This window comes from Aeromicrobium sp. CFBP 8757 (assembly GCF_014841755.1).
Lineage (GTDB): Bacteria > Actinomycetota > Actinomycetes > Propionibacteriales > Nocardioidaceae > Aeromicrobium.
In genome coordinates this window covers 22,464-44,105 of the sequence record NZ_JACYUM010000005.1, presented here as the reverse complement: position 1 = coordinate 44,105, position 21,642 = coordinate 22,464, and the positions used below count along the sequence as shown (strand labels likewise).

The following is a 21,642-nucleotide window of genomic DNA, read 5'->3' as shown; positions in this document are numbered from 1 at the left end:
TGGGTCAGCCCTCGAGGCGCTGGGCCGCGGCGGCGGCCAGCGTCAGCGCGCGCGCCGCCCACGGCGGCGAGGCCCCGGCCAGACCGCACGTCGGCGAGACCACCAGGCGGTCGGCGTGCTGCTCGACGTCGAAGCCGAACCGGTCGAGGAACGTCCGCACGCGGGCGGCGAGATCCTTGTCGGACGTCCCGGCCGCGTCGGTCGACGGGACGACGCCGAACCACAGGTCGATGCCCTTCTCGAACGTCTCGGCCCACACGTCGTCGGGACGCACGAGCGACAGGTCGAAGGCGATCGCCGTGAACCCCGCTCCTGCCAGCAGCTCGACCGGGACGTCGGGCGCGCACGAGTGCACGACGGGCCGGGCTCCCCCGGCGACGATCGCGTCGACGACGGTGCGCAGGATCGCGTCGGCCTCGGGCGGGTGGACGCTGCGATGACGCGAGAACCCGCTGGCCGTGGGGATGCCGCCCGTCAGCACCGCGGCGATCGCGGGCTCGTCGACCTGCACGACGAGATCGGCGTCCGCGAACCGGCGGCGGACGTCGGCGACGTGACCCCGCAGGCCCTCGGCCAGCGACTCGCCGATCTCGCGACGGGCGCCGTGGTCGGCGAGCATCTTGTCACCGCGGGGACGCTCGACCGTCGCCGCGAGCGTCAGCGGGCCCGTGACCTGGATCTTGAGCGGGCCGGTGTGCCCCTGGGCGAGCTCCTCGGCGACGTCGAGGTCCTGCGCGAGCAGCGACCGCGCCCGCCGCACGTCGCCGCCCTCGCCGACGCCGACGCGCCAGCCGTCGGGCTGCAGATCGGCCTCGAGACCCGACAGCAGCGACAGCGTCCGGCCGATCATGCCGGCGTGGACGCCGCGCCCCGGCAGCTCGGGCACGAACGGCAGGTCGCCGACGGTGTCGAGCACGACCCGCAGCGACTCGGTGAAGTCGGTGCCGGGCATCGAGCCGATGCCGGTGGCGAGCGCCATGGTGGTCCTGTCTGTCGGAGGGGAGGTGACGGTGCGACGTGTCCCGGCCGCGGCCGGTGAGCCGGCGACGTGTCGAGGCCTGGGACAGGTCGCAGGCACACCGCCTCGCGGCGGGAAAGGACGCTAGGGCACCGCGACGCGCGCGGTCGACGCGATCGTGGCGGAGCCGACGACGCGCGTGCCGTCGTAGACGACGCACGCCTGGCCCGGTGCGATGCCACTGGCGGGGTCGAGCAGCTCGACCGACACCCTGCCGTCGACGACGCCCAGCCGCGCGCGGTGCTCGTCGCCGTGGGCGCGGAGCTGGACCGTGCAGTCGAGCGTCCCCGTGGGCGGGGTGCCGCACCACAGCGGCTTGACGCACTCGAGGGCGTCGACGAGCAGCGCCTCGCGCGAGCCGACCGTCACGGTGCCGCTGACGGGCTCTATGTCGAGCACGAAGCGGGGCTTGCCGTCGTCGGCGGGCACGCCGAGACGCAGACCGCGCCGCTGGCCGATCGTGAACGCGTACGCGCCGTCGTGCTCGCGCAGCACCGCACCGTCCTCGTCGACGATCGTGCCCGGCCTCGGCCCGAGCTTCTCGCTGAGCCAGCCGGCGTTGTCGCCGTCGGGGATGAAGCAGATGTCGTGGCTGTCGGGCTTCTGCGCGACCTGGATGCCGCGGGCCGCCGCCTCGACGCGCACGACGTCCTTGGTCGTGTCGCCCAGCGGGAACAGCGAGTGAGCGAGCTGCTCCTGCGTCAGGACGCCCAGGACGTACGACTGGTCCTTGCCGTGGTCGATCGCGCGGTGCATCTCGATCGTGCCGTCCGTGGAGGTGCGCAGCTGCGCGTAGTGGCCCGTCGCGACGGCGTCGAAGCCCAGCGCCAGCGCGCGGTCGAGCACGGCGGCGAACTTGATCTTCTCGTTGCAGCGCAGGCACGGGTTGGGCGTGCGGCCCGCCGTGTACTCGGCGATGAAGTCGTCGACGACGTGGTCGGCGAACTCCTCGCTCATGTCCCACACGTAGAACGGGATGCCGAGCGCGTCGGCCGCGCGCCGGGCGTCGCCGGCGTCCTCGATCGAGCAGCACCCGCGGGCCCCCGAACGGTACGAGCGGGGGTTGCGGCTCAGGGCGAGGTGCACGCCCGTGACGTCGTGCCCCGCGTCGACCGCGCGCGCCGCCGCGACCGCCGAGTCGACGCCGCCCGACATCGCCGCGACGACCCTCATCGGTGCCTCCCGCACGGGGCCCTCATGACCCGCTCCGGACGAGCGAGGCCCGGCGCGCCCGCTGGTGCACCGCCGGCAGCGCCGCCAGCACGCGGTCGACGTCGGCCTCGGTGGACGTGTGACCGAGGCTGAACCGCAGCGACCCGCGGGCCGCGACGTCGTCGTAGCCCATCGCGAGCAGCACGTGGCTGGGCTGCGGCACCCCCGCGGCGCAGGCCGAACCGGTCGAGCACTCGATGCCCTGGGCGTCGAGCAGCATCAGCATCGCGTCGCCCTCGCAGCCCGGGAACGTCACGTGCGCGATGTTCGGCAGGCGGTGGTCGGCGCCCGGCTCGGGGTCGCCGTTGACGATCGCGTCGGGCACCGTCTCGACGATGCCCTCGACCAGCCGGCGGCGGAGCCGCTCGATGCGCTCGACGGTCTCGCGCTGCCGCGACACCGTGACGTCGACGGCCGCGGCGAACGCGGCGATCAGGGCGACGCTGACGGTGCCGGACCGCAGGTCGCGCTCCTGCCCGCCCCCGTGCAGGAGGGGCGTCGCGTCGAGCTCGCGCGCGATGACCAGCGCACCCACTCCGACGGGACCGCCGAGCTTGTGGGCCGTGACGGTCATGGCGTCCAACCCCGTGCCGGCGAAGTCGAGCGGCACGTAGCCGGCCGCCTGCACGGCGTCGCTGTGGACGGGGATGTCGTGGGCGCGGGCGATCGCGACGACGTCGGCGATGGGCTGGATCGTGCCCATCTCGTTGTTGGCCCACATCGTCGTGACGGCCGAGACGCTGGCCGGGTCGCGCTCGACCGCGGCGCGCAGGTCGTCGACCACGATGCGTCCCTGCTTGTCGACCGGCGTCATCTCGACCTCGGCCCCCTCGTGCTGGGCCAGCCACGTGACGGGGTCGAGCAGGGCGTGGTGCTCGATCGAGCTGAAGACGATCCGCTGGCGCGCCGGGTCCTTCGCGATGCGCGACCAGTACATGCCCTTGATGGCCAGGTTGTTGGCCTCGGTGCCGCCCGAGCAGAACACGACCTCGCTGGGGCGGGCGCCGAAGCGCTCGGCGATCAGCTCGCGGGCCTCCTCGACGGTGCGGCGTGCGGCCCGGCCGGACGCGTGCAGCGACGAGGCGTTGCCCGTCACGCCCATCTGCTCGGCCATCGCGGTGATCGCCTCGGGCACCATCGGCGTGGTCGCCGCGTGGTCGAGGTAGGCGGTGGTGGGTGTGGACGTCATGGCACGACCAGCGTAGTCCGCGCCCCGTAGGACGTCAGCCGCCGCACTCGCCGCTACTCGTCGAGGCCGGCCGCGGCGAACGAGATGCCGATCTGGCGCCTGATCTCGTCGGACGCCTCGAGCGACGCGATCGAGGCGCTCAGCGGGCGGACCGGCGTCTCGCGCTCCCCCGCCGCGATGCGTCGCGCGGCGTCGGTGGCCTGGAAGTGCAGGCCACCGACCTGGTCGCCGTGGGGCTCGTCGTACGTCAGCGTCGCGCTGCGGTCGGCGGAGGTGACCGTGATCGGGCCCGGCGAGTTGTGCAGGGCCTCGACCGTCACGACTCCCTCGCTGCCGATGATCGTGATCTCGTTGCGCGGCCAGCCGTGCAGCGTCGTCGCGACGACCGACATCGTGCCGCCGTCGTGCAGCATCGTCGCGCCGAGCTGCCCGTTGACGCCCCGGTCGTCCGGCACGCCGGCGGCCGCCACGGACGTCGCCGGCCCGAGCAGCGACGTGACGTAGGCCAGCGGGTAGGTGCCGAGGTCGAGCAGGGGCCCGCCCGCGAGCGACGCGTCGAAGATGCGGTGGTCGTCGGGGAAGAACTCGCCGTAGACGGTGTGCACCGATCGCAGCCGGCCGATCGCACCGGCGTCGAGCAGCTGGCGCAGGACGTCCCACTTCGGCAGGAACAGCGTCCAGAGGGCCTCGGCGCAGAACAGGCCCGTGCGCTCGGCGACGGCCGCGATCTGCCGGGCCTGGTCGGCGCTGATCGCGATGGGCTTCTCGACCAGCACGTGCTTGCCGGCCTCCATGCTCATGACGGCGTGCTCGAGGTGCGACGGGTGGGGCGTCGCGACGTAGACGATGTCGACGTCGTCGAGGGCGACGAGCTCCTCGTACGAGCCGACCGCCGTGGCGATGCCGTACCGGTCGGCGAAGTCACGGGCCCGGTCGGCCGATCGCGAGCCGACCGCCGCGACGACCTGCGTCGTGTGGGCCTGCAGCGACTCGACGAACCGCTCGGCGATCCACCCCGGACCCATGACGGCCCAGCGCAGCGGCGGCGCGTCGCGCGGGTCGGGCGTGCGGGGCGTGGGCAGCACGGTCGGGAACGTCATGGGGTGCCTTTCGCGGCGGTGTGGTCGTGGGGGTGCTCCTGCAGCGCGGCGTGCACGAGCGGCGCGACCTCGCGACCGTACAGCTCGATGCTGTGCATCAGCGTCTCGTGCGGCAGCGCCCCGTTGCTGAACTTCAGGTCGAAGCGGTCGAGGCCGAGGATGCGGACGTTGCGGACGATCTTGTCGGCCACGGTCCGCGGCGACCCGACGTACACGGCACCCTCGGGCCCGGCCGCCGCCTCGAACTCGCCGCGCGTCGGCGGGGGCCAGCCGCGCTCGCGACCGATGCGCTCGCGCTGCTTCGCGAAGTGCGGCCAGAGCTCGTCGCGCGCCTGCTCGTCGGTGTCGGCCACGTGACCCGGCGAGTGCACGCCGATCGGCAGCCGCGGCTGCCCGAGCTGGTCGAGCGCGCGCCGGTACAGGTCGGTGAACTGGGCGAACTGCGCCGGCGGCCCGCCGATGATCGCGAGCATCAGCGGGATGCCGTAGCGCGCGGCCCGCACGACCGACTCGGGGCTGCCGCCCACGCCGATCCACGTCCGCAGCGAGCCCGCCGCGGTCTTCGGGAACACGTGCTGGTCGACCAGCGGCGGCCGAAGACGCCCCTGCCACGTGACGGGCCCCTCGGTGCGCAGCGCCGCGAACAGGTCGAGCTTCTCGCTGAACAGCTCCTCGTACTGCGCGAGGTCGAGCCCGAACAGCGGGAACGACTCCGTGAACGAGCCGCGTCCGAGGATCACCTCGGCCCGGCCGTCCGACACGGCGTCGAGCGTCGCGAACCGCTCGTACACGCGGATCGGGTCGTCGGAGCTCAGCACCGTGACGGCGGTGCCGAGCCGGATCTGCGTCGTGCGCGACGCGATGGCCGCCAGCACGACCTCGGGGGCGCTGACGGCGAAGTCGTCGCGGTGGTGCTCGCCGACGCCGAAGAACGACAGACCCAGCCGGTCGGCGAGCACGGCCTGCTCGACGATGTCGCGGATGACCCGGTCGTACGGCAGCGGACGGCCGTCGGGCCCCGCCGTCACGTCGCCGAAGGTGTCGAGACCGAGCTCGAGGCGGGCCGGCTCCGTGCCGGACGGACGATCAGCAGGTGGCATGCGTCCATCGTAGGGAGGCGCTTGGTGCAGACTGACGTCGTGCTCGAGATCGTCATCATCGTCATCGCGGGTCTGCTGCTGGGCATGCTCGCCTTCGCCCTGGTGGGCCTCACGCGCGTGCGGTCGTTGCGGACCCGCCACCGCCAGCGGCTCGCGACCATCGACCCCCGGCACTCCGAGCCCGCGAGCCTCGTGGGATTGGCGTCGGAGGGACGGCTGCAGACGCGCGGCATGGGCACGCTGGCCGTCGGCGACACGCACCTGCTGTTCGCCCAGCTGCTGCCCGAGCGCGACATCCTCGTGCCGCGCGACGCGATCTCGTCGGCGCGCGCGACGCGGCACTTCCTGGGCAAGACCACGGGGGCCGATCTCCTGGTGGTCACGTGGGACGTCGACGGGCTCGCGGACGCCGCCGCGTTCTCGGTGCCCGACGTCGCGGCGTGGCGCGACCGCCTGGCCTGAGCGCCGCCCCCCGACGCGTCAGCCGACGCGCGCCACGTGCGTCTCGGCGGCGGTGCGCACCTCGACGACCATGCCCTTGGCGAGCTGACGCCCGCGGCGGGTCTCGACCGTCCCGTCGACCAGCACGTCGCCGTCGCCGATGATGGCGCCGGCGTGGGCGCCCGAGTCGGCGAAGTTCGCGAACTTCAGGAACTGCCCGAGGCGGATCATGTCGCCGCTGATCTCGATGACCTCGATGTCGTCGTCTCCCGCTCCGGTTCCCATGCGGGCCAGTCTAGAGTCGGTGCATGGACACCTCAGCGCGCGCCGACGTGTGGGTGTCGGCCGTCCGGCTCTACAAGAACCGGTCGATCGCGTCGAAGGAGTGCCGGGCGGGCCACGTGCGCATCAACGGCGCGAAGGCCAAGCCGTCGCAGCCCGTCAACATCGGCGACCGGATCGAGGCCCTGACCGAGGGCGGCCTGCGCGTCGTCGTGGTGAGCCGCATCATCGTCAAGCGGGTCGGGGCGCCGGTCGCGGTGCAGTGCTACGTCGACAAGACCCCTCCGCCCCCGCCGAAGGAGGAGGTCGCGGTCATGCCGCGGCGCGACCGGGGCGCCGGACGCCCCACCAAGCGCGACCGCCGGGCGATGGACCGGCTGCGCGGGCGCTAGTCGGCGAGGGCGGACGCGACGAACGCGTGGACGTCCGCGAGCTCGTCCGGCGAGATGCCGTGCGCCAGCCCCTCGTACGTCCGCTCGGTGACGTCGGTGTGCTGCGCGAGCCAGGCCGACGCCCGCTGCGTCGCGTCGGGTGCGATGACCGGGTCGGCGTCGCCGTGGCCGAAGAACACCGGCACGCGGCGGTCCGCGAGCGTCGCGTCGCCCGCCGCCGGCTGGTCGAGCACGAAGCCCGACAGCACGAGCCCTGCGACGAACCGCCCGGGACGGGCGCGCAGCAGCTGCGTGACCATCAGGCCGCCCTGGGAGAAGCCGAGCGGGACGACGACGCGCCCGGGTGCGACGTGCTCGTCGAGCCAGGCCAGCAGCGCGTCGGTCGAGGCCTCGACGACGGCCGGGTCGGGGCGTCCCGGCACCGCGATCGGCACCCACGCGTACGACCCCGGCCCGAGCGTCAGCGGGGCCCGGACCGATGCGAACGCCAGCCCGCCCGGCAGGTGCGGCACGAGGCTCGGCAGGTCCTGCTCGTTCGACCCGAAGCCGTGCAGCAGCAGCACCAGGGGGTCGGTGTCGGTGCCGCCGCGGACGGTGCGGGCGTCGTCGATCTGCGTCGTCATGGCACCGATCCTAGATGCCGGTTGAACCGTCAACCAGGATCGGGAGCAGTGCCTGCGAGCTGAGCGGCGCCAGCTCGACGTCGCCGGGGTCGCGAGGGTCGACCCAGCGGCACTCCGCGATCTCCGCGGCCGCCGAGGGAGCGGCGGCGTCGACCGTCACGGAGTACACCTCGGCGCGCACGACGTGGCCCGGCTCGTTGGCCGCGTCCTGCTCGAACGTGCCGACCCACGCGAAGGCCTCGGCCGGCAGGTCGAGCCCGAGCTCCTCCCCCAGCTCGCGGCGCAGGGTGTCGAGGGGGTGCTCCCCCGGCTCGATCTTGCCGCCGGGCTGCATGAAGGCACGGGTGCCGATCTTGCGCACCATCAGCGCTCGACCGCGGTCGTCGACGGCCAGGGCCGCGGCGACGTGGATGACGGGCGCGCTCACGGCTTCGGCACGGTGGCGGCGCCCCACTTGTCGGTCCACGACGGCGGGGCCGCGAGCGCCTCGAGCAACGCGTCGAGGTCGTCGTCGAACGTCACGATGCCCGACTGCTCGGCGCGCACGAAGCCCGACGAGACCATCGTCTCGAGCATCTGCCGCATCGGCGCCCAGAAGCCCGCGACGTCGAGGAAGCCGCTGGGCTTGGCGTGGATCGTCAGCTGCGCCCACGTCCACTGCTCGGCGATCTCCTCGAGCGTCCCGGCACCACCGGGCAGGGCGATGAAGGCGTCCGACAGGTCGGCCATGAGCTGCTTGCGCTCGTGCATCGACTCGACGACGTGCAGCTCGGTGACCCCGCGGTGCGAGAGCTCGCGGTCGTCCAGCTGGCGCGGGATGACCCCGACCACGCGACCGCCCGCCTCGATCGCGGCGTCGGCGACCGTGCCCATCAGGCCCACGTGGCCGCCCCCGTAGACGACGCCGATGCCGCGCTCGGCCAGCGTGCGTCCGGTCAGGCGTGCCGCCTCGGCGAACGCGGGGTCGGTGCCGAGGCTGGAGCCGCAGAAGACGGCGACGGCGGACAGTGTCATGGGTGCTCCGGGCTGGGGGACGGTGACGACGCACCACGATAACGTCCGGAGCCGGAAGCCCCGGACGTGAGAAGTCCCGGACCCGCGTGAGCGGATCCGGGACCGATCGATCTCCGTGGAGATCACGAACGTCGGGCTGACAGGATTTGAACCTGCGACCCCCTGACCCCCAGTCAGGTGCGCTACCAAGCTGCGCTACAGCCCGTTCGTACCGAGGTGAGACTCTACCGCAGCCTCCGCCTCCCCCTCACCACCAGCCCCGACGTGCGGGGGCTCCGACCGGCTCGGACCGCCGAAAAGGTCCGGAACCCCGCACCTGCGGGCCGGGTGGAGCAGGCTCAGCGACGCTCGCGCTTCTTGCGCGGACGCTGCTGCAGGTGGATGGGCGAGCCGACGAAGCCGAACTCCTCGCGCAGACGACGCTCGATGAAGCGCATGTACGACGCCTCGAGCTTGCCGGACGTGAACAGCACGAACGTCGGGGGCGCCGTGGACGCCTGCGTGCCGAACATGATCTTCGACTGCTTGCCGCCACGCACGGGGTGCGGGTGCTCGGCCACCAGGCGGCCCAGGAAGGCGTTGAGCATGCCGGTGGGCACGCGGGTCTCCCAGCCCTCCAGCGCCGCGTCGAGCGCGCGCACGAGCCGGTCGACGTGCCAGCCCGTGCGGGCCGTGATGTTGATCGTCGGCGCCCACGGCACCTGCACGAGCTCACGCTCGATCTCGCGCGACAGGTAGTACTGGCGCTCCTCGTCGACGAGGTCCCACTTGTTGAACGCGATGATCATGGCGCGGCCCGCCTCGGCGACCGAGCTGATGATGCGGGTGTCCTGCTCGGTCAGCGGCACGCTGCCGTCGATGATCACGACGGCGACCTCGGCCCGGTCGATCGCCGAGCTGGTGCGCAGGCTCGCGTAGTACTCGTGCCCCGAGGCGTCGCGCACGCGACGGCGGATGCCGGCGGTGTCGATGAAGTTCCAGGTGCGGCCACCGAGCTCGACGATCTCGTCGACGGGGTCGACCGTCGTGCCGGACGCGTCGTCGACGACGACCCGCTCCTCGCCGGCCAGGCGGTTCAGCAGGCTCGACTTGCCGACGTTGGGCTTGCCGACGATCGCGACGCGGCGCGGGCCCTGGGGCGCGTCGAAGTCCTCCGGCGGCGGGGACGGCAGCGCGTCGATGACGGCGTCGAGCATGTCGCCGCTGCCACGGCCGTGCAGGGCCGACACGGGCCACGGCTCGCCCAGCCCCAGGTTCCACAGACCCGCGGCCTCGACCTCGGTGCGCTGGTCGTCGACCTTGTTGGCGGCCAGGACGACGGGCTTCTTGGCGGCGCGCAGCAGACGGACGACCTTCTCGTCGACGTCAGTGATGCCGACCGTGGCGTCGACGACGAACAGCACGGCGTCGGCGACCTGGATCGCGATCTCGGCCTGCGCGGCGATCCGCTCGGCGAGACCGCGGGCGTCGGGGTCCCAGCCGCCGGTGTCGACGACGGTGAACGCGCGACCGTTCCAGACGGCGTCGTACGAGACGCGGTCGCGGGTCACGCCCGGCACGTCCTCGACGACGGCCTCGCGTCGGCCGATGATGCGGTTGACCAGCGTCGACTTGCCGACGTTGGGTCGCCCGATCACGGCGAGAACGGGAACGACGTCAGACATCAGGGGATCCTGTCGGAAGGGGGCCGGGGAGGTCGCGCTGCAGCGCGTCCTTGGCCCAGGAGACATGGGCACGCAGATGACCGTGGATTCTGGCCCCTGCGTCCTCCAGCATCCCACGATCTCGCGGCCAACCCTGCATCGGCAGCCGGATCGGCTCGCCGTAGACGATGTCGAGGCGGGTGCGGGGTGCCGGACGGACGCTCGGCCCCTCCCCCGGCTGCCGCGTGCCGAACAGCGCGACGGGCACCACCGGGGCGCCCGTGACGAGCGCGAGGTACGCGACGCCGCCCTTGAACGTCGTGAGCTCGCCGTCGCCGCGCCGGCCCTCCGGGTAGATCAGGACGCCCTGCCCGGCCGACAGTGCACGGACCGCCTGCCGCAGCGCGCCGCTGTCGGTGCGCTGGCGGGCGACCTTGATCTGGCCCGCGAACCGCAGGAGTCGTCCGGTGCGGCCGACGAACTCCTCCTCCTTGGCCATGGCGTGCAGCGGACGCGGCGCGGTCGCCACCAGCAGCGGACCGTCGAGCCAGCCGATGTGGTTGCTCGCGACGATGACGGGCCCCGCGGACGGGACGTGCTCGAGCCCCCGCTGGTGGATCTCCCACCGACGGTGCATGTACCCGGCCGCGCGGCCCCGCAGGAGCCGCAGGCCCCGTTCGGGCAGCCCGGCTGCGGGGCCGAGCGGGACGCTCACGTGGCCTGGTCGACGATCCCGACGATGGTGTCGATGACCTCGTCGAGCGTGAGGTGGGTGCCGTCGACGACGACCGAGCCCTCCGACTGCACGAGCGGCGACGCCGCCCGCGTCGAGTCGATGCGGTCGCGGGCCGCGAGCGCAGCCTCGGTGGCGGCCGCGTCGGCACCGCCGTTCTCGGCGGCACGGCGTGCGGCACGCGCCGCGGGATCGGCGACCAGGTAGATCTTGACCCGTGCGTCGGGGGCGACGACCGAGCCGATGTCACGCCCCTCGACCACGATGCCGTCGCTGCCCGCGATGACGCGGCGCTGCAGGTCGACCAGCAGCTCGCGCACGTGCGGCACCGCCGCGACGAGGCTGACCGATCCCGTCACCTCGTCGGTGCGGATCGGCTCGGCGACGTCGGTGCCGTCGACGTGGATCGTCGGGTCGAGCGGATCGGTGCCCGACGCCAGCGTGACGGCGTCGGACGCCGTCGCGACGGCCTCGGCGTCGGCCAGGTCGACGCCCCGGCGCAGCAACGCCCACGTCATGGCCCGGTACATCGCACCGGTGTCGAGGTAGTCGAGACCGAGGCGGTCGGCGACGCCACGGGACGTGCTCGACTTGCCGGAGCCGGACGGCCCGTCGATCGCGATGACGAGGGGGGAAGTCACAGGAGGTGCACCTTCTTCGGGGAACGGGTCTGAGGGGAACGGATCTGCGGGATGACGGGTGGTGGGGTTCGGGTCGCTCACGGGTACGCGGTCCAGCCGCGGGACGTCAGGGCCCGCACCAGCGCCTGGCCGACGCCGGCCGCGACGGCGATCTCGGCCAGGCCGACGGGACGTCCGAGGTCGTGGTCGAGGCGCAGGTCCTCGATGTTGACGCCCGCCTCCCCCGTGTGCGCCATGAGGCGCGACAGCTCGCCGGGGCGGTCGGCGACCTGGACGTGCACGACGTCGACGTCGGACGCCGAAGAGCCGTGCTTGCCGGGGATCAGGGCCGTGCCGCGACGGCCCGACTCGAGCACGCTCGCCAGGACGTCGTCGTCGGTGTCGTCGGCGTCGAGCGCCCCGATGACGCGGTCGAGGTCGTCGCGCACGCGTTCGAGGACGGCCTTGACGTCACGACGGTTGGTGCCGAGGATGTCGCGCCACAGTGCGCTGTCGCTCGCGGCGATGCGGGTCGTGTCGCGCAGGCCCGCGCCCGACAGCGCCAGCGAGTTGCCCTCCGCCTCGTGGAGCCGCGCCGCCGTCAAGGTCGACATGACCTGCGGGACGTGCGAGACGAGCGCGACGGCCCGGTCGTGGGCGGCGGACTCCATGATGATCGGCACCGCACCGACGTGCAGCGCCAGGTCGACGACGGCGTCGAGGGCGTCGGAGCGGGTGGCCGGCCCGGGGGTGACGGCCCACGGACGTCCCTCGAACAGCTGGGCCGACGCCGCCATGGGCCCGGAGCGCTCGCTGCCCGCCATCGGGTGCCCGCCGGCGAAGCGCTCGGCACCGTCGAGGCCCTCGACGGCCTGCTGGATGCCCGACTTGACGCTCGTGACGTCGGTGACCAGCGCGTCGTGCCAGCGCGCCAGGGCCTCGGCCACGACGGCACCGGACGCCGACGGCGGCACCGCCACCACCACGAGGTAGGGACGCACGGCGTCGTCGAGCGGCCGGCCGGCACCTCGCGAGACCGCGACCTCGACGTTGCCCGGCAGGGCGTCGTGCAGCACGACGTCGACGTCGTGCGACCGCAGCGCCAGGCCCACCGAGGTGCCGATGAGCCCGCAGCCGACGACGAGCACGGGCCCGTCGAGGGCCTGCGGCGAGAGTGCCGTCATGCGTCGTCCACGCTGTCGAGCAGCGCGCCGAGCTCGTCGCGCGTCAGGTCGCGCATCGCACCCGACGACAGGCCGCCGACGTGCAGGGGCCCGAAGGCCGACCGGTTCAGCTCGCGCACCGGGTGGCCCGCGGCGTCGAGCAGCCGCCGGACGATGCGGTTCCTGCCCATGTGGATGTCGAGCTCGACGAGCGAGCGGCCGCGCGAGCGGTCCTTGACGATGAAGCGGTCGACGCGCGCCGGGCCGTCGTCGAGCTCGATGCCGGCCTTGAGCCGTGCGCCCAGGGCGTCGGGCACGTCGCCGTCGACCAGCGCGACGTACGTCTTGGTGATCTCGAACGACGGGTGGGCCAGCTTGTGCGCGAGGTCGCCGTCGTTGGTCATGAGCAGCAGCCCGGACGTGTCGGTGTCGAGCCGCCCGACGTGGAACAGCCGGTCCTCGCGGCCCGCGACGAACGTCGACAGGTCGGGGCGTCCCTGCTCGTCGGACATCGACGTGACGATGCCGCGCGGCTTGTTGAGCAGCACGTACGCGTGCTCGCTCGCCACGGGGATGCGTTTGCCGTCGACGCGGATGACGTCGGTGGCGGGGTCGACGCGCGCCCCCATGACGTCGATCGTCTCGCCGTTCACCTCGACGCGGCCGTGCGCGATCATGTCGTCGCAGCGGCGGCGGCTGCCCAGGCCCGCCTGGGCCAGGGCCTTCTGCAGGCGGATCTCAGCCACGGTCGTCCTCCTGGTCGGTCACGTCGGTCGGCGTCGGGTCGTCGTCGATCGCGTCCTGCTCCTGCGTGAGCCCCTGCTCGGCCGCGAGGGCCCCGAGGACGTCGTCGGCGCCGGCGAGGCCCTCGTCCTCCATGTCCTCCATCTCGGGCAGGTGCTGCGCGATGTCGGGCAGCTCGCCGATCGACCCGAGGCCCATGCGCTCGAGGAAGTAGCTCGTCGTGCGGTACAGCACGGCACCGCTCTCGGCGTCGTTCCCGCCCTCCTCGATCAGCCCGCGCGTCACGAGCGTGCGGACGACGCCGTCGACGTTGACGCCGCGGATCGCCGAGATGCGCGAGCGGCTGATCGGCTGCCGGTAGGCCACGACGGCCATCGTCTCGAGCGCCGCCTGCGTCAGTCGCGCCTGCTGACCGTCGAGGATGAACCGCTCGACGGCGCCCGCGAACTCCTCGCGGGTGAAGAACCGCCATCCGCCCGCGACGTTGCGCAGCTCGAACCCGCGCCCCTGCCGGGTGTACTCGTCGGCCAGGGCACCGAGCGCGTCGGCGACGTCGGTCGGCGGGTGGCCCACTGCCTGGGCCAGCGTCAGGTGGTCGAGCGGCTGGTCGGCGACCATCAGCACCGCCTCGAGGGCGGGCCGCAGCTCGAGCATCTCGAGCTCGAGCTCGTGGGGGCCGGACGGGAAGCTCTGCTCAGTCATCGGTGCTCTCGGGGTCGGTGGTCGTGTCGGCGTCGGGTTCGACCAGGCTCGCGTCGATCAGGACGGGCTCGTCGTCGGCGACCGACGGCGCGTCGAACTCCCCGCCCACGTCGATGTCGCCGTCGTCGGTGCCGGTCCAGCGGATGTGCAGGTCGCCCAGCGGGGTGGCCTGCTCGAACGAGATCGCGCCCTCGCGGAACAGCTCGAGGACGGCCAGGAACCGGGCGACCTTGGTGGCCAGGTCGGGGGCGTCGGCGGTCAGCGCCCGGAACGTCATGCCGCCCTTGCGGCGCAGCTGGTCGACGACCAGGTGCGCCTGCTCGCGGACGCTGACCTGCGGCGCGTGCAGGTGGGCCAGCGACAGGATCGGGACGGGCTTGTCCTCGAACGCCTTGGCCGCCAGCAGGGCGAGCTCGTCGGGGCCGACCGAGATCAGCACCTCCGGCAGCAGGTCGGCGAACCGCGGCTCGAGCGTGACGACCCGTGGGAAGCGGCGCGCCTCGCGGGCCAGCCGCTCGGCCATGATGCCGGCGACCTGCTTGAACGCGCGGTACTGCATCAGGCGGGCGAACAGCAGGTCGCGCGCCTCGAGCAGCGCGAGGTCCTCCTCGTCCTCGACCTCGGCCTGCGGCAGCAGCCGCGCGGTCTTGAGGTCGAGCAGCGTCGCCGCGACGAGCAGGAAGTTGGTGGTCTGCTCGAGGTCGTCGCCCAGCGCCTTGATGTAGGCGATGAACTCGCCCGTGACGGCCGACAGCGCGACCTCGGTGATGTCGAGCTCGTGCTTCGAGATCAGCTGCAGCAGCAGGTCGAAGGGGCCCTCGAAGTTCGTGAGGTTGACCTGGAACCCGGTCGGCGCGGACTCGTCGACGTCCGCGACGCTCACGACTCGCTCAATCGCCGTGCGACGTCGCTCTGGGTGCCGCGGGACTCCAGGTCGGCCAGTGCCACCGCGAGGGCGGCCCGGACGAACCGTCCGCGGTCGACGCTGCGGCCCAGCTCGGCGCGCAGGCCCAGCCGCGCCTGCTCGACGGCCATCAGCTCGGCCGCCGTCACGTAGACCGTCATCTTCTCGTCGTGCTTGACCCGTCCGCTCGCCGCGACGGGCGCCTCCGGCTCGGGCTGCGGCTCCGGCTCGACGTCGTCCGCGCGCGCCGACCGGGCCGGGGCCGTGGCCCGGAACAGCTCGTCGGCACCGGGCATCGACGGTCGCTTGCCGCCGCCGCCCGACGGGGTCGTCACGCGTCGGGGCATCGAACGAGGACCTCCCGCGCGAGCTGGCGGTACGACGTGGCGCCCGGTGACGTCGTGGCGTACTCGGTGATGGGCTCGCCGGCGACCGTCGAGTCGGAGAACTTGACGGTGCGGCGGATGACGGTGTGGAACACGAGGTCGCCCCAGCCCTCGACGAGGGTCTGCAGCACCTCCTTGCCGTGCAGGGTGCGGCTGTCGTACATCGTGCCGAGCAGGCCGATGATCTCGAGCTCGTCGTTGGTGCGGTCGCGCACCTTCTCGATCGTGTCCTTCAGCAGCGCGACACCGCGCAGGGCGAAGTACTCGCACTCCAGGGGCACCAGCACGCCGTTCGCGGCGGTCAGCGCGTTGACCGTCAGCAGGCCCAGCGACGGCTGGCAGTCGATCAGGATGACGTCGTAGTCCGAGCGCACGGGCTTGAGCACCCGCGCGAGCACCTGCTCGCGTCCGACCTCGGTGACCAGCCGCATCTCGGCGGCCGACAGGTCGATGTTGGACGGCACGAGGTCGAGCCCCTCGACGGCCGTCGGCAGGATGAGGTCCTTGATCGCGATCTCGCGGTCCATCAGCACGTGGTAGATGCTCTGCTCGAGCTCGTGCGCGTTGACGCCGAGCCCGACCGTCATCGAGCCCTGGGGGTCGAAGTCGACGAGCAGGACCTTGCGGCCGAGCTCGACCAGCGCGGCGCCCAGGTTGATCGTCGTCGTGGTCTTGCCGACGCCGCCCTTCTGGTTGCACAGGGCGATGATCGTCGCGGGCTTGGACGGGTCGCGAGGCTTCGGCTCGGCGAACACGGGCATGGGTCGCCCGGTGGGACCCAGTTCCGCGGTCATGCTGTCTTTCTCATGTGCTAACCCCTGCAGATCGACCCGGCGGACGACCGACACTCTACCGCCAGAAGTCGACATGGCGACCATCCGTCGGGCAATCGCGGCCCGCCCCCGGCACCCGCCCCTGCGGTGTCAGTCGCGGGCGGCCCGTGGATGCGCCGTGGCGTAGATCTCGCGCAGCTTCTCGACCGTCACGAGGGTGTAGATCTGCGTCGTCGTGACCGAGGCGTGCCCCAGCAGCTCCTGCACGACGCGGACGTCGGCGCCGCCGTCGAGCAGGTGCGTCGCGAACGAGTGGCGCAGGGTGTGCGGCGAGACGTCGGTCGTGACGCCCGCCCGCTCGGCCGCCTTGGTCAGGACCGTCCACGCGCTCTGGCGCGACAGGCGCCCGCCACGGGCGTTGAGGAACACCGCGGGCGTGCTGGTGCGCGCCGACACCAGCGCGGGCCGCGAGGCCGTCAGGTAGTCGCTCAGCGAGGCTCGGGCGTACGAGCCGAGCGGCACGATCCGCTGCTTGCCGCCCTTGCCGCGCAGCAGGATCGTCGCGTCCTCCAGGTCGAGGTCGTCGACGTCGAGCCCGACCGCCTCGGAGATGCGGGCCCCCGTGCCGTACAGCACCTCGAGCAGGGCCCGGTCGCGCGACGACAGCGTCGTGCCCGGCGCCCCGGCCGCGTCGAGGATCGCCTCGACGTCCGACAGCGGCAGCGCCTTGGGCAGCCGCGACGCGGGTCGGGGCGGCTTGATCGCCGCCGTGACGTCGGTCGCGACGAGCTGCTCGCGCAGCCAGAAGCGGTGCAGCCCCCGCACGGCCACGATCGTGCGGGCCGCGCTGGCCGTGCCGAGCGCGACATGCTCGTCGTCGCCCGTCCGCAGCTCGCCCAGGAACGCCGCGACGTGGTTCTCGGTGACGTCGGACGGGTCGGAGATGCCCTGGGCGGCGAGGAAGACGGCGTAGCGGCGCAGGTCGCGCCGGTACGACCGCAGGGTGTTGTCGGCCAGCCCCCGCTCGACCGTCAGGTGGCTCAGGTAGTCGTGGACGCCGCGTCCGACGTCCTGGCTCATCGGTCGCGCTGCGCCCGCACCGCCAGGATCGCCGCCACGGTCTTGGCGTCGGTGATGCGGCCCTCGAGCACCCCCGCGACGGCGTCGTCGAACGGCAGCCACCACTGGGCCATGTGCGCCTCCTCGGCCTCGCGCTCGGTGCGGTCGGCGTCGGCGACGGGGGTCAGGTCGCTGGCGACGTACACCTGGATGCGCTCGGTCGAGTAGCCCGGCGTCATCTGCAGGTGCAGCAGCGGCGCCCACGTGGCCGCGACGACGTCGGCCTCCTCGGCCAGCTCACGGGCGGCGGCGTCCTGCGGGGCCTCTCCCTCGACGTCGAGCGTCCCGGCCGGCAGCTCGAGCAGCCGACGTCCGGTGGGGTGCCGGTACTGCTCGACGAGCAGCAGCCGGTCGGCGCCGTCGATCGCGACGACCGCGACCGCGCCGTTCGGACGGACGACGGCCCGCGCGTGCTCGTCACCGGACGGGTCGACGATCGTGTCGACCGTCAGGCTCACGTAGGGGCTCTCGAACTGCGGGACACTCGATGCGACGGGCCACGACTCGTCGGCGTCGCCGATCGCCGTCGCGGCCAGGAGCCCCGGAAGACCGGGGTGCTCCGTCACGCGTCGACCTGCTCGGCGTGCCCGACGGCCTGCTCGACCGGCAGGCGCGTCTCGCGCTGGCGGTCGAGCGCCGCGCCGATCAGCCCGGCGAACAGCGGGTGGGCCTTGGTCGGGCGCGACTTCAGCTCGGGGTGGGCCTGGGTCGCGACGTAGTAGGGGTGCACCTCGCGCGGCAGCTCGACGAACTCGACGAGGGTGCCGTCGGGCGACGTGCCGCTGAAGACCAGACCCGCCTCGGCGAGCTGCCCGCGGTACGCGTTGTTGACCTCGTAGCGGTGACGGTGGCGCTCGTCGACCGACGTCGAGCCGTACGCCTCGGCGACGACGCTGCCCGGGTCGAGCGAGGCGGGGTACGAGCCCAGACGCATCGTGCCGCCGAGGTCGCCCTCGCCGTCGACGATCGCGAGCTGCTCGGCCATCGTCGCGACGACGGGGTGCTGGGTCGCGGCGTCGAACTCCGAGGAGCTGGCCCCCGCGATGCCGGCGACGTTGCGGGCGTACTCGATCACCATGCACTGCAGGCCGAGGCACAGCCCCAGGACCGGGATGCCCCGCTCGCGGGCGTACGTCAGCGCGCCGAGCTTGCCCTCGATGCCGCGGATGCCGAAGCCACCCGGCACGCAGATGCCGTCGACGTCGCCCAGGTGCTGGGCCGCGCCCGACTCGGTCTCGCAGTCGTCGGAGCCGACCCAGCGCAGGCGGATGCGGGCGTCGTGCGCGAAGCCTCCGGCGCGCAGCGCCTCGCCGACCGACAGGTACGCGTCGGGCAGGTCGATGTACTTGCCGACCAGCGCGATCGTCACCTCCTCGGCGGGCTGGTGGACGCGGCGCAGCAGCTCGTCCCACTGCGTCCAGTCGACGTCGCGGAACGGCAGGTCGAGGCGACGCACGACGTACGCGTCGAGGCCCTGGCGGTGCAGCACCTTCGGGATGTCGTAGATCGACGGGGCATCGCTCGCGGTGACGACGGCCTCCTCGTCGACGTCGCACATCAGCGAGATCTTGCGCTTCATGCTCTCGGGGATCTCGCGGTCGGCGCGGCACACGATCGCGTCGGGCTGGATGCCGATCGAGCGCAGCGCCGCGACGGAGTGCTGCGTCGGCTTGGTCTTGAGCTCCTGCGACGGGCCGATGTAGGGCACGAGCGAGACGTGCAGGAAGAACACGTTGCCGCGACCGACGTCGTGGCGCACCTGGCGGGCCGCCTCGAGGAACGGCAGCGACTCGATGTCGCCGACGGTGCCGCCGATCTCGGTGATGACGACGTCGACGTCGGGCCCGGACATCGCGCGGATGCGCGACTTGATCTCGTTGGTGATGTGCGGGATGACCTGCACGGTGTCGCCGAGGTAGTCGCCGCGGCGCTCCTTGGCGATGACCTCGGAGTAGACCTGGCCGGTCGTGACGTTGGCCTTGCCCGACAGGTCGACGTCGAGGAAGCGCTCGTAGTGGCCGACGTCGAGGTCGGTCTCGGCGCCGTCCTCGGTCACGAACACCTCGCCGTGCTGGAACGGGTTCATCGTGCCGGGATCGACGTTCAGGTACGGGTCGAGCTTCTGCATCGTGACGCGCAGGCCGCGTGACTTCAGCAGTCGTCCGAGGCTCGATGCCGTCAGGCCCTTGCCGAGCGACGACGCGACCCCTCCGGTGACGAAGACGTGCTTGGTAACCGCGCTACCTGACAAGGTGACTCCCGTGGTCGAGTTCGATGTCGAGCGCTCGTGATGCGGCTGTCCGCATCAGGCCTCCACGGGATTCCAGCCTACCAACGAAACACCCGTCGGGGCCAACGACACCCTCGACGGGCCGCGATCACTGCGGCAGCGCGCCGCCACTGCTGCGCGAGGTGCCCCAGGCGCCGGGCTGTCCGCCGGCCTGCGAGGCCACGGCCATGACCGTCACGATGCGACCGGCCGCCGAGTCCGTGACGTCGACGGTCGACACGGACGCCGCGAACGCACCGTCGCGCACCGCCTTGACCGCTCCCCCGTCGGTGCTGGACGACGCGGGACCGGCCACGACGACACCCTTGCCCGTCTCGTTCATGGCACCGGCCAGTGCCGCGACGACCGTGCTGCGATCGGCCGTGCCGGCCCGCTCCGGGCCCGCGACGACGACGGCCAGCGTCGCGAGGTTGGCCGGCTGGTCGTCCGCGCTGATCAGGTCGCCCTCGGTGAAGGCCGAGCGGATCGCGGTGGCCGTCTGGTCGGTCGCGGTGGTCTCGTCGGCGAGGTACGCCCGCGCGAGCGCCGCCCCGATGCGTCCGTAGCTGTCGGAGGCACCGCTGACACCGGGGTCACCCGCGGCCGACTGCTGGGCCACGCCCTCGGCGAACTGGCGGTCGGCGGCGTCGAGCACCTTGCTCGACAGCTCGACCTGGCCCGTCACCTCGGCACCCGCGAGCTGCAGGTCGCTGACGATGCCGCCGACCTCGCCCTGGCTCGCACCGGGGACCGTCATGACGACGACCGACTGGCCCTTGAGGCGGTCCTCCAGCAGGCCGTCCGCGGTGCGGCCCGCGAAGCCCGCCTCGAACGAGGCGACAGCAGGATCGGTCGCGGTCGACGTGCCGGTGCCGCGCAGCGAGTCGCCGGCCTCGTCGAGCGGACCCGACCCGAGGGCGATGCCGGCGGCCAGGGCGATGAGGATCGCGGCGACGGAGACGAGGTGGTAGCGGAACGTGATCACGTGAAGAGTCCTTTGATCCAGGCGGCGAGGTCGGTCGACCGGTCACCGATGGTGTCGAACCAGTCCTGACCCACGGGGGTGATGCCGACCGCGACCGCGACGGCGGCGACGCCGGCGATCAGCAGCAGCAGGACGGGCCACACGGCGTGCCGACGTGACGAGAAGTGGTGGACGGCCTTGGCGTCGACGATCTTGGCCCCGGCGCGCAGGCGCGCCACGAACATGCGGGCCGACTCGGCGGGCGGCTGCTCCATGAGCTTGGCCAGCGAGCTGGGTGCGCCGACGTGCACGATGACGGCCGCGTCGTTGGTGTCGGCCAGCAGGATCGCCAGGTCGTCGTCGGAGCCCGTCGACACGAAGGTCACGATCTCCATGCCGTGGCGCTCGAGGCGCTCGGGCCCGTCGACCATGCCGGACGGTGTCGTGACGACGACCTCGCCGGCCTTCTTGATCGCGGCGTCGGAGATGTTGTCGAGCGCGCCGACGACGATCCCGGGCGTCAGGCCGGCCCGCAGCAGCACGTCGGCGCCGGGGCCCGCGCCGATCAGGACGGGGTCGTGGTCGCGGATCCAGCGGCGCAGGTGCTTGAGGTCGGCGGCGTCGTCGTACGCGTTCGACACCACGACGACCGGACGGCCCTTCAGGGGCGTCCGCAGCCGGGGCACCTGGGCGCCCGACATCAGCATCGCGTGCTCGCGGTGGATGTGGTCGGTGGCGTTGGCGGCGAGCGAGTCGAGCCGCGTGGCCAGGCCGTCGCGGGCGGCCTTCAGGTCGCTCGCGGTGCGCTCCTCGTCGAGCTCGACGCCGCTGGCCACCACCATCTCGTCGCGGAACACCAGCCCGCCCGCGACCCGGACCTGGTCGCCGCTCTTGAGCCGGGTCCACACGTCCTCGCTCGTGACGTCGATCAGCACGATGCCCGCCTTCGCGAGCAGCTGCGGACCCGTGTTCGGCGCGCGGCCGGACGTCGACCGGGCGGCATTGAGCACGACCGCGACCCGCTGGTCGATCATGGTCTGCGCCTGCCGGGCGTCGAGGTCGGGCTGCTCGACGAGCGCGACCTCACCCGGGGTCAGCGCGTCGAGGTCGGCGTCGCGCCGGGCGAGCCGGACCGTTCCGACGACCCCTTCCGCGTCCGGGGGCGGTGCTGTCTTGCGTCTCCTGATGGCCATCGGGGTCCATGCTTCCCGCTGGGCACGGCTGAGCGGGGAGCGGAAGCGGCGTGTCGCG

At 72.9% G+C, this 21,642-nt stretch carries 25 protein-coding genes and 1 tRNA gene; 2 read left to right on the top strand and 24 right to left on the bottom strand.

Annotated features, from left to right (window positions below):
• Window positions 1-4: 4 nt before the first annotated feature.
• The 5 genes from IFT73_RS14350 to IFT73_RS14330 form a co-directional block, all read right to left on the bottom strand.
• Window positions 5-979, bottom strand: a complete 975-nt coding sequence (locus tag IFT73_RS14350) for a methionine synthase (protein WP_192168215.1) — start codon at window positions 977-979, stop codon at window positions 5-7.
• Window positions 980-1,102: 123 nt separating this feature from the next.
• Window positions 1,103-2,191 (bottom strand): tRNA 2-thiouridine(34) synthase MnmA, encoded by a 1,089-nt coding sequence (gene mnmA, locus IFT73_RS14345; protein WP_192168214.1) that lies wholly within the window; start codon window positions 2,189-2,191, stop codon window positions 1,103-1,105.
• Between the two features lie 22 nt (window positions 2,192-2,213).
• Window positions 2,214-3,419 carry a cysteine desulfurase family protein gene (locus IFT73_RS14340; RefSeq protein WP_192168213.1) on the bottom strand — a complete coding sequence of 402 codons (1,206 nt, stop codon included), beginning with the start codon at window positions 3,417-3,419 and terminating at the stop codon, window positions 2,214-2,216.
• Window positions 3,420-3,472: 53 nt separating this feature from the next.
• Window positions 3,473-4,519, bottom strand: a complete 1,047-nt coding sequence (locus tag IFT73_RS14335) for a Gfo/Idh/MocA family protein (protein WP_192168212.1) — start codon at window positions 4,517-4,519, stop codon at window positions 3,473-3,475.
• Complete coding sequence (locus IFT73_RS14330) at window positions 4,516-5,619, bottom strand: LLM class flavin-dependent oxidoreductase (protein ID WP_192168211.1); 1,104 nt, start codon at window positions 5,617-5,619, stop codon at window positions 4,516-4,518. Before IFT73_RS14330 ends, IFT73_RS14335 begins: the two co-directional genes overlap by 4 nt.
• 39 nt (window positions 5,620-5,658) lie before the next feature.
• Between IFT73_RS14330 and IFT73_RS14325 the strand changes: the two genes are divergently transcribed.
• Window positions 5,659-6,081: a hypothetical protein gene (locus IFT73_RS14325; protein ID WP_192168210.1), complete on the top strand. Its 423-nt coding sequence runs from the start codon at window positions 5,659-5,661 to the stop codon at window positions 6,079-6,081.
• 18 nt (window positions 6,082-6,099) lie between these two features.
• On the opposite strand, the gene IFT73_RS14320 is transcribed toward IFT73_RS14325, so the two are convergent.
• Complete coding sequence (locus IFT73_RS14320; protein WP_056609673.1) at window positions 6,100-6,345, bottom strand: RNA-binding S4 domain-containing protein; 246 nt, start codon at window positions 6,343-6,345, stop codon at window positions 6,100-6,102.
• 23 nt (window positions 6,346-6,368) lie between these two features.
• On the opposite strand from IFT73_RS14320, the gene IFT73_RS14315 reads away from it, so the two are divergent.
• Complete coding sequence (locus IFT73_RS14315) at window positions 6,369-6,734, top strand: RNA-binding S4 domain-containing protein (protein ID WP_056609675.1); 366 nt, start codon at window positions 6,369-6,371, stop codon at window positions 6,732-6,734.
• Here the strand turns inward: IFT73_RS14315 and IFT73_RS14310 are convergent.
• From IFT73_RS14310 to steA, 18 genes are all read right to left on the bottom strand, one after another.
• The gene (locus IFT73_RS14310) at window positions 6,731-7,357 is read right to left on the bottom strand and encodes an alpha/beta hydrolase (protein WP_192168209.1); all 627 of its coding nucleotides are present in this window, start codon (window positions 7,355-7,357) and stop codon (window positions 6,731-6,733) included. The genes IFT73_RS14315 and IFT73_RS14310 overlap by 4 nt on opposite strands.
• Window positions 7,358-7,367: 10 nt before the next feature.
• A complete protein-coding gene (locus tag IFT73_RS14305; protein ID WP_192168208.1) occupies window positions 7,368-7,784 on the bottom strand; it encodes an NUDIX domain-containing protein in 417 nt (138 codons plus the stop codon).
• Window positions 7,781-8,371 carry a TIGR00730 family Rossman fold protein gene (locus IFT73_RS14300; protein ID WP_197984269.1) on the bottom strand — a complete coding sequence of 197 codons (591 nt, stop codon included), beginning with the start codon at window positions 8,369-8,371 and terminating at the stop codon, window positions 7,781-7,783. Before IFT73_RS14300 ends, IFT73_RS14305 begins: the two co-directional genes overlap by 4 nt.
• Window positions 8,372-8,502: 131 nt before the next feature.
• Window positions 8,503-8,576: transfer RNA gene (locus IFT73_RS14295), tRNA-Pro, on the bottom strand.
• A 133-nt stretch (window positions 8,577-8,709) separates the two neighbouring features.
• Window positions 8,710-10,035 carry a ribosome biogenesis GTPase Der gene (gene der, locus IFT73_RS14290; RefSeq protein WP_056609681.1) on the bottom strand — a complete coding sequence of 442 codons (1,326 nt, stop codon included), beginning with the start codon at window positions 10,033-10,035 and terminating at the stop codon, window positions 8,710-8,712.
• Window positions 10,028-10,729 (bottom strand): lysophospholipid acyltransferase family protein, encoded by a 702-nt coding sequence (locus IFT73_RS14285; protein WP_192168207.1) that lies wholly within the window; start codon window positions 10,727-10,729, stop codon window positions 10,028-10,030. Before IFT73_RS14285 ends, der begins: the two co-directional genes overlap by 8 nt.
• Window positions 10,726-11,388 (bottom strand): (d)CMP kinase, encoded by a 663-nt coding sequence (cmk, locus tag IFT73_RS14280; RefSeq protein ID WP_192168206.1) that lies wholly within the window; start codon window positions 11,386-11,388, stop codon window positions 10,726-10,728. Before cmk ends, IFT73_RS14285 begins: the two co-directional genes overlap by 4 nt.
• A gap of 77 nt (window positions 11,389-11,465) precedes the next feature.
• Window positions 11,466-12,551 (bottom strand): prephenate dehydrogenase, encoded by a 1,086-nt coding sequence (locus tag IFT73_RS14275; protein ID WP_192168205.1) that lies wholly within the window; start codon window positions 12,549-12,551, stop codon window positions 11,466-11,468.
• Complete coding sequence (locus tag IFT73_RS14270; RefSeq protein ID WP_371811287.1) at window positions 12,548-13,276, bottom strand: pseudouridine synthase; 729 nt, start codon at window positions 13,274-13,276, stop codon at window positions 12,548-12,550. Before IFT73_RS14270 ends, IFT73_RS14275 begins: the two co-directional genes overlap by 4 nt.
• A complete protein-coding gene (gene scpB, locus IFT73_RS14265; protein WP_192168204.1) occupies window positions 13,269-13,976 on the bottom strand; it encodes an SMC-Scp complex subunit ScpB in 708 nt (235 codons plus the stop codon). The genes IFT73_RS14270 and scpB overlap by 8 nt, the downstream gene beginning before the upstream one ends.
• Window positions 13,969-14,859, bottom strand: a complete 891-nt coding sequence (locus IFT73_RS14260; protein ID WP_371811286.1) for a ScpA family protein — start codon at window positions 14,857-14,859, stop codon at window positions 13,969-13,971. Before IFT73_RS14260 ends, scpB begins: the two co-directional genes overlap by 8 nt.
• Entirely contained in the window at window positions 14,856-15,227 is a 372-nt protein-coding gene (locus IFT73_RS14255; protein WP_244633470.1) for a hypothetical protein, read from the bottom strand. The genes IFT73_RS14260 and IFT73_RS14255 overlap by 4 nt, the downstream gene beginning before the upstream one ends.
• On the bottom strand, window positions 15,212-16,060 hold the full coding sequence (locus IFT73_RS14250; RefSeq protein ID WP_235501897.1) for a ParA family protein: 849 nt from the start codon (window positions 16,058-16,060) through the stop codon (window positions 15,212-15,214). The genes IFT73_RS14255 and IFT73_RS14250 overlap by 16 nt, the downstream gene beginning before the upstream one ends.
• A 129-nt stretch (window positions 16,061-16,189) precedes the next feature.
• Window positions 16,190-17,119, bottom strand: a complete 930-nt coding sequence (gene xerD / locus IFT73_RS14245) for a site-specific tyrosine recombinase XerD (RefSeq protein ID WP_192168202.1) — start codon at window positions 17,117-17,119, stop codon at window positions 16,190-16,192.
• Entirely contained in the window at window positions 17,116-17,724 is a 609-nt protein-coding gene (locus IFT73_RS19075) for an NUDIX hydrolase (protein ID WP_197984268.1), read from the bottom strand. Before IFT73_RS19075 ends, xerD begins: the two co-directional genes overlap by 4 nt.
• Window positions 17,721-19,409, bottom strand: a complete 1,689-nt coding sequence (locus IFT73_RS14235) for a CTP synthase (RefSeq protein WP_192168201.1) — start codon at window positions 19,407-19,409, stop codon at window positions 17,721-17,723. Before IFT73_RS14235 ends, IFT73_RS19075 begins: the two co-directional genes overlap by 4 nt.
• A gap of 127 nt (window positions 19,410-19,536) precedes the next feature.
• On the bottom strand, window positions 19,537-20,412 hold the full coding sequence (locus IFT73_RS14230) for a copper transporter (protein ID WP_192168200.1): 876 nt from the start codon (window positions 20,410-20,412) through the stop codon (window positions 19,537-19,539).
• A complete protein-coding gene (steA, locus tag IFT73_RS14225) occupies window positions 20,409-21,584 on the bottom strand; it encodes a putative cytokinetic ring protein SteA (RefSeq protein WP_056609705.1) in 1,176 nt (391 codons plus the stop codon). Before steA ends, IFT73_RS14230 begins: the two co-directional genes overlap by 4 nt.
• Between the last annotated feature and the right edge of the window lie 58 nt (window positions 21,585-21,642).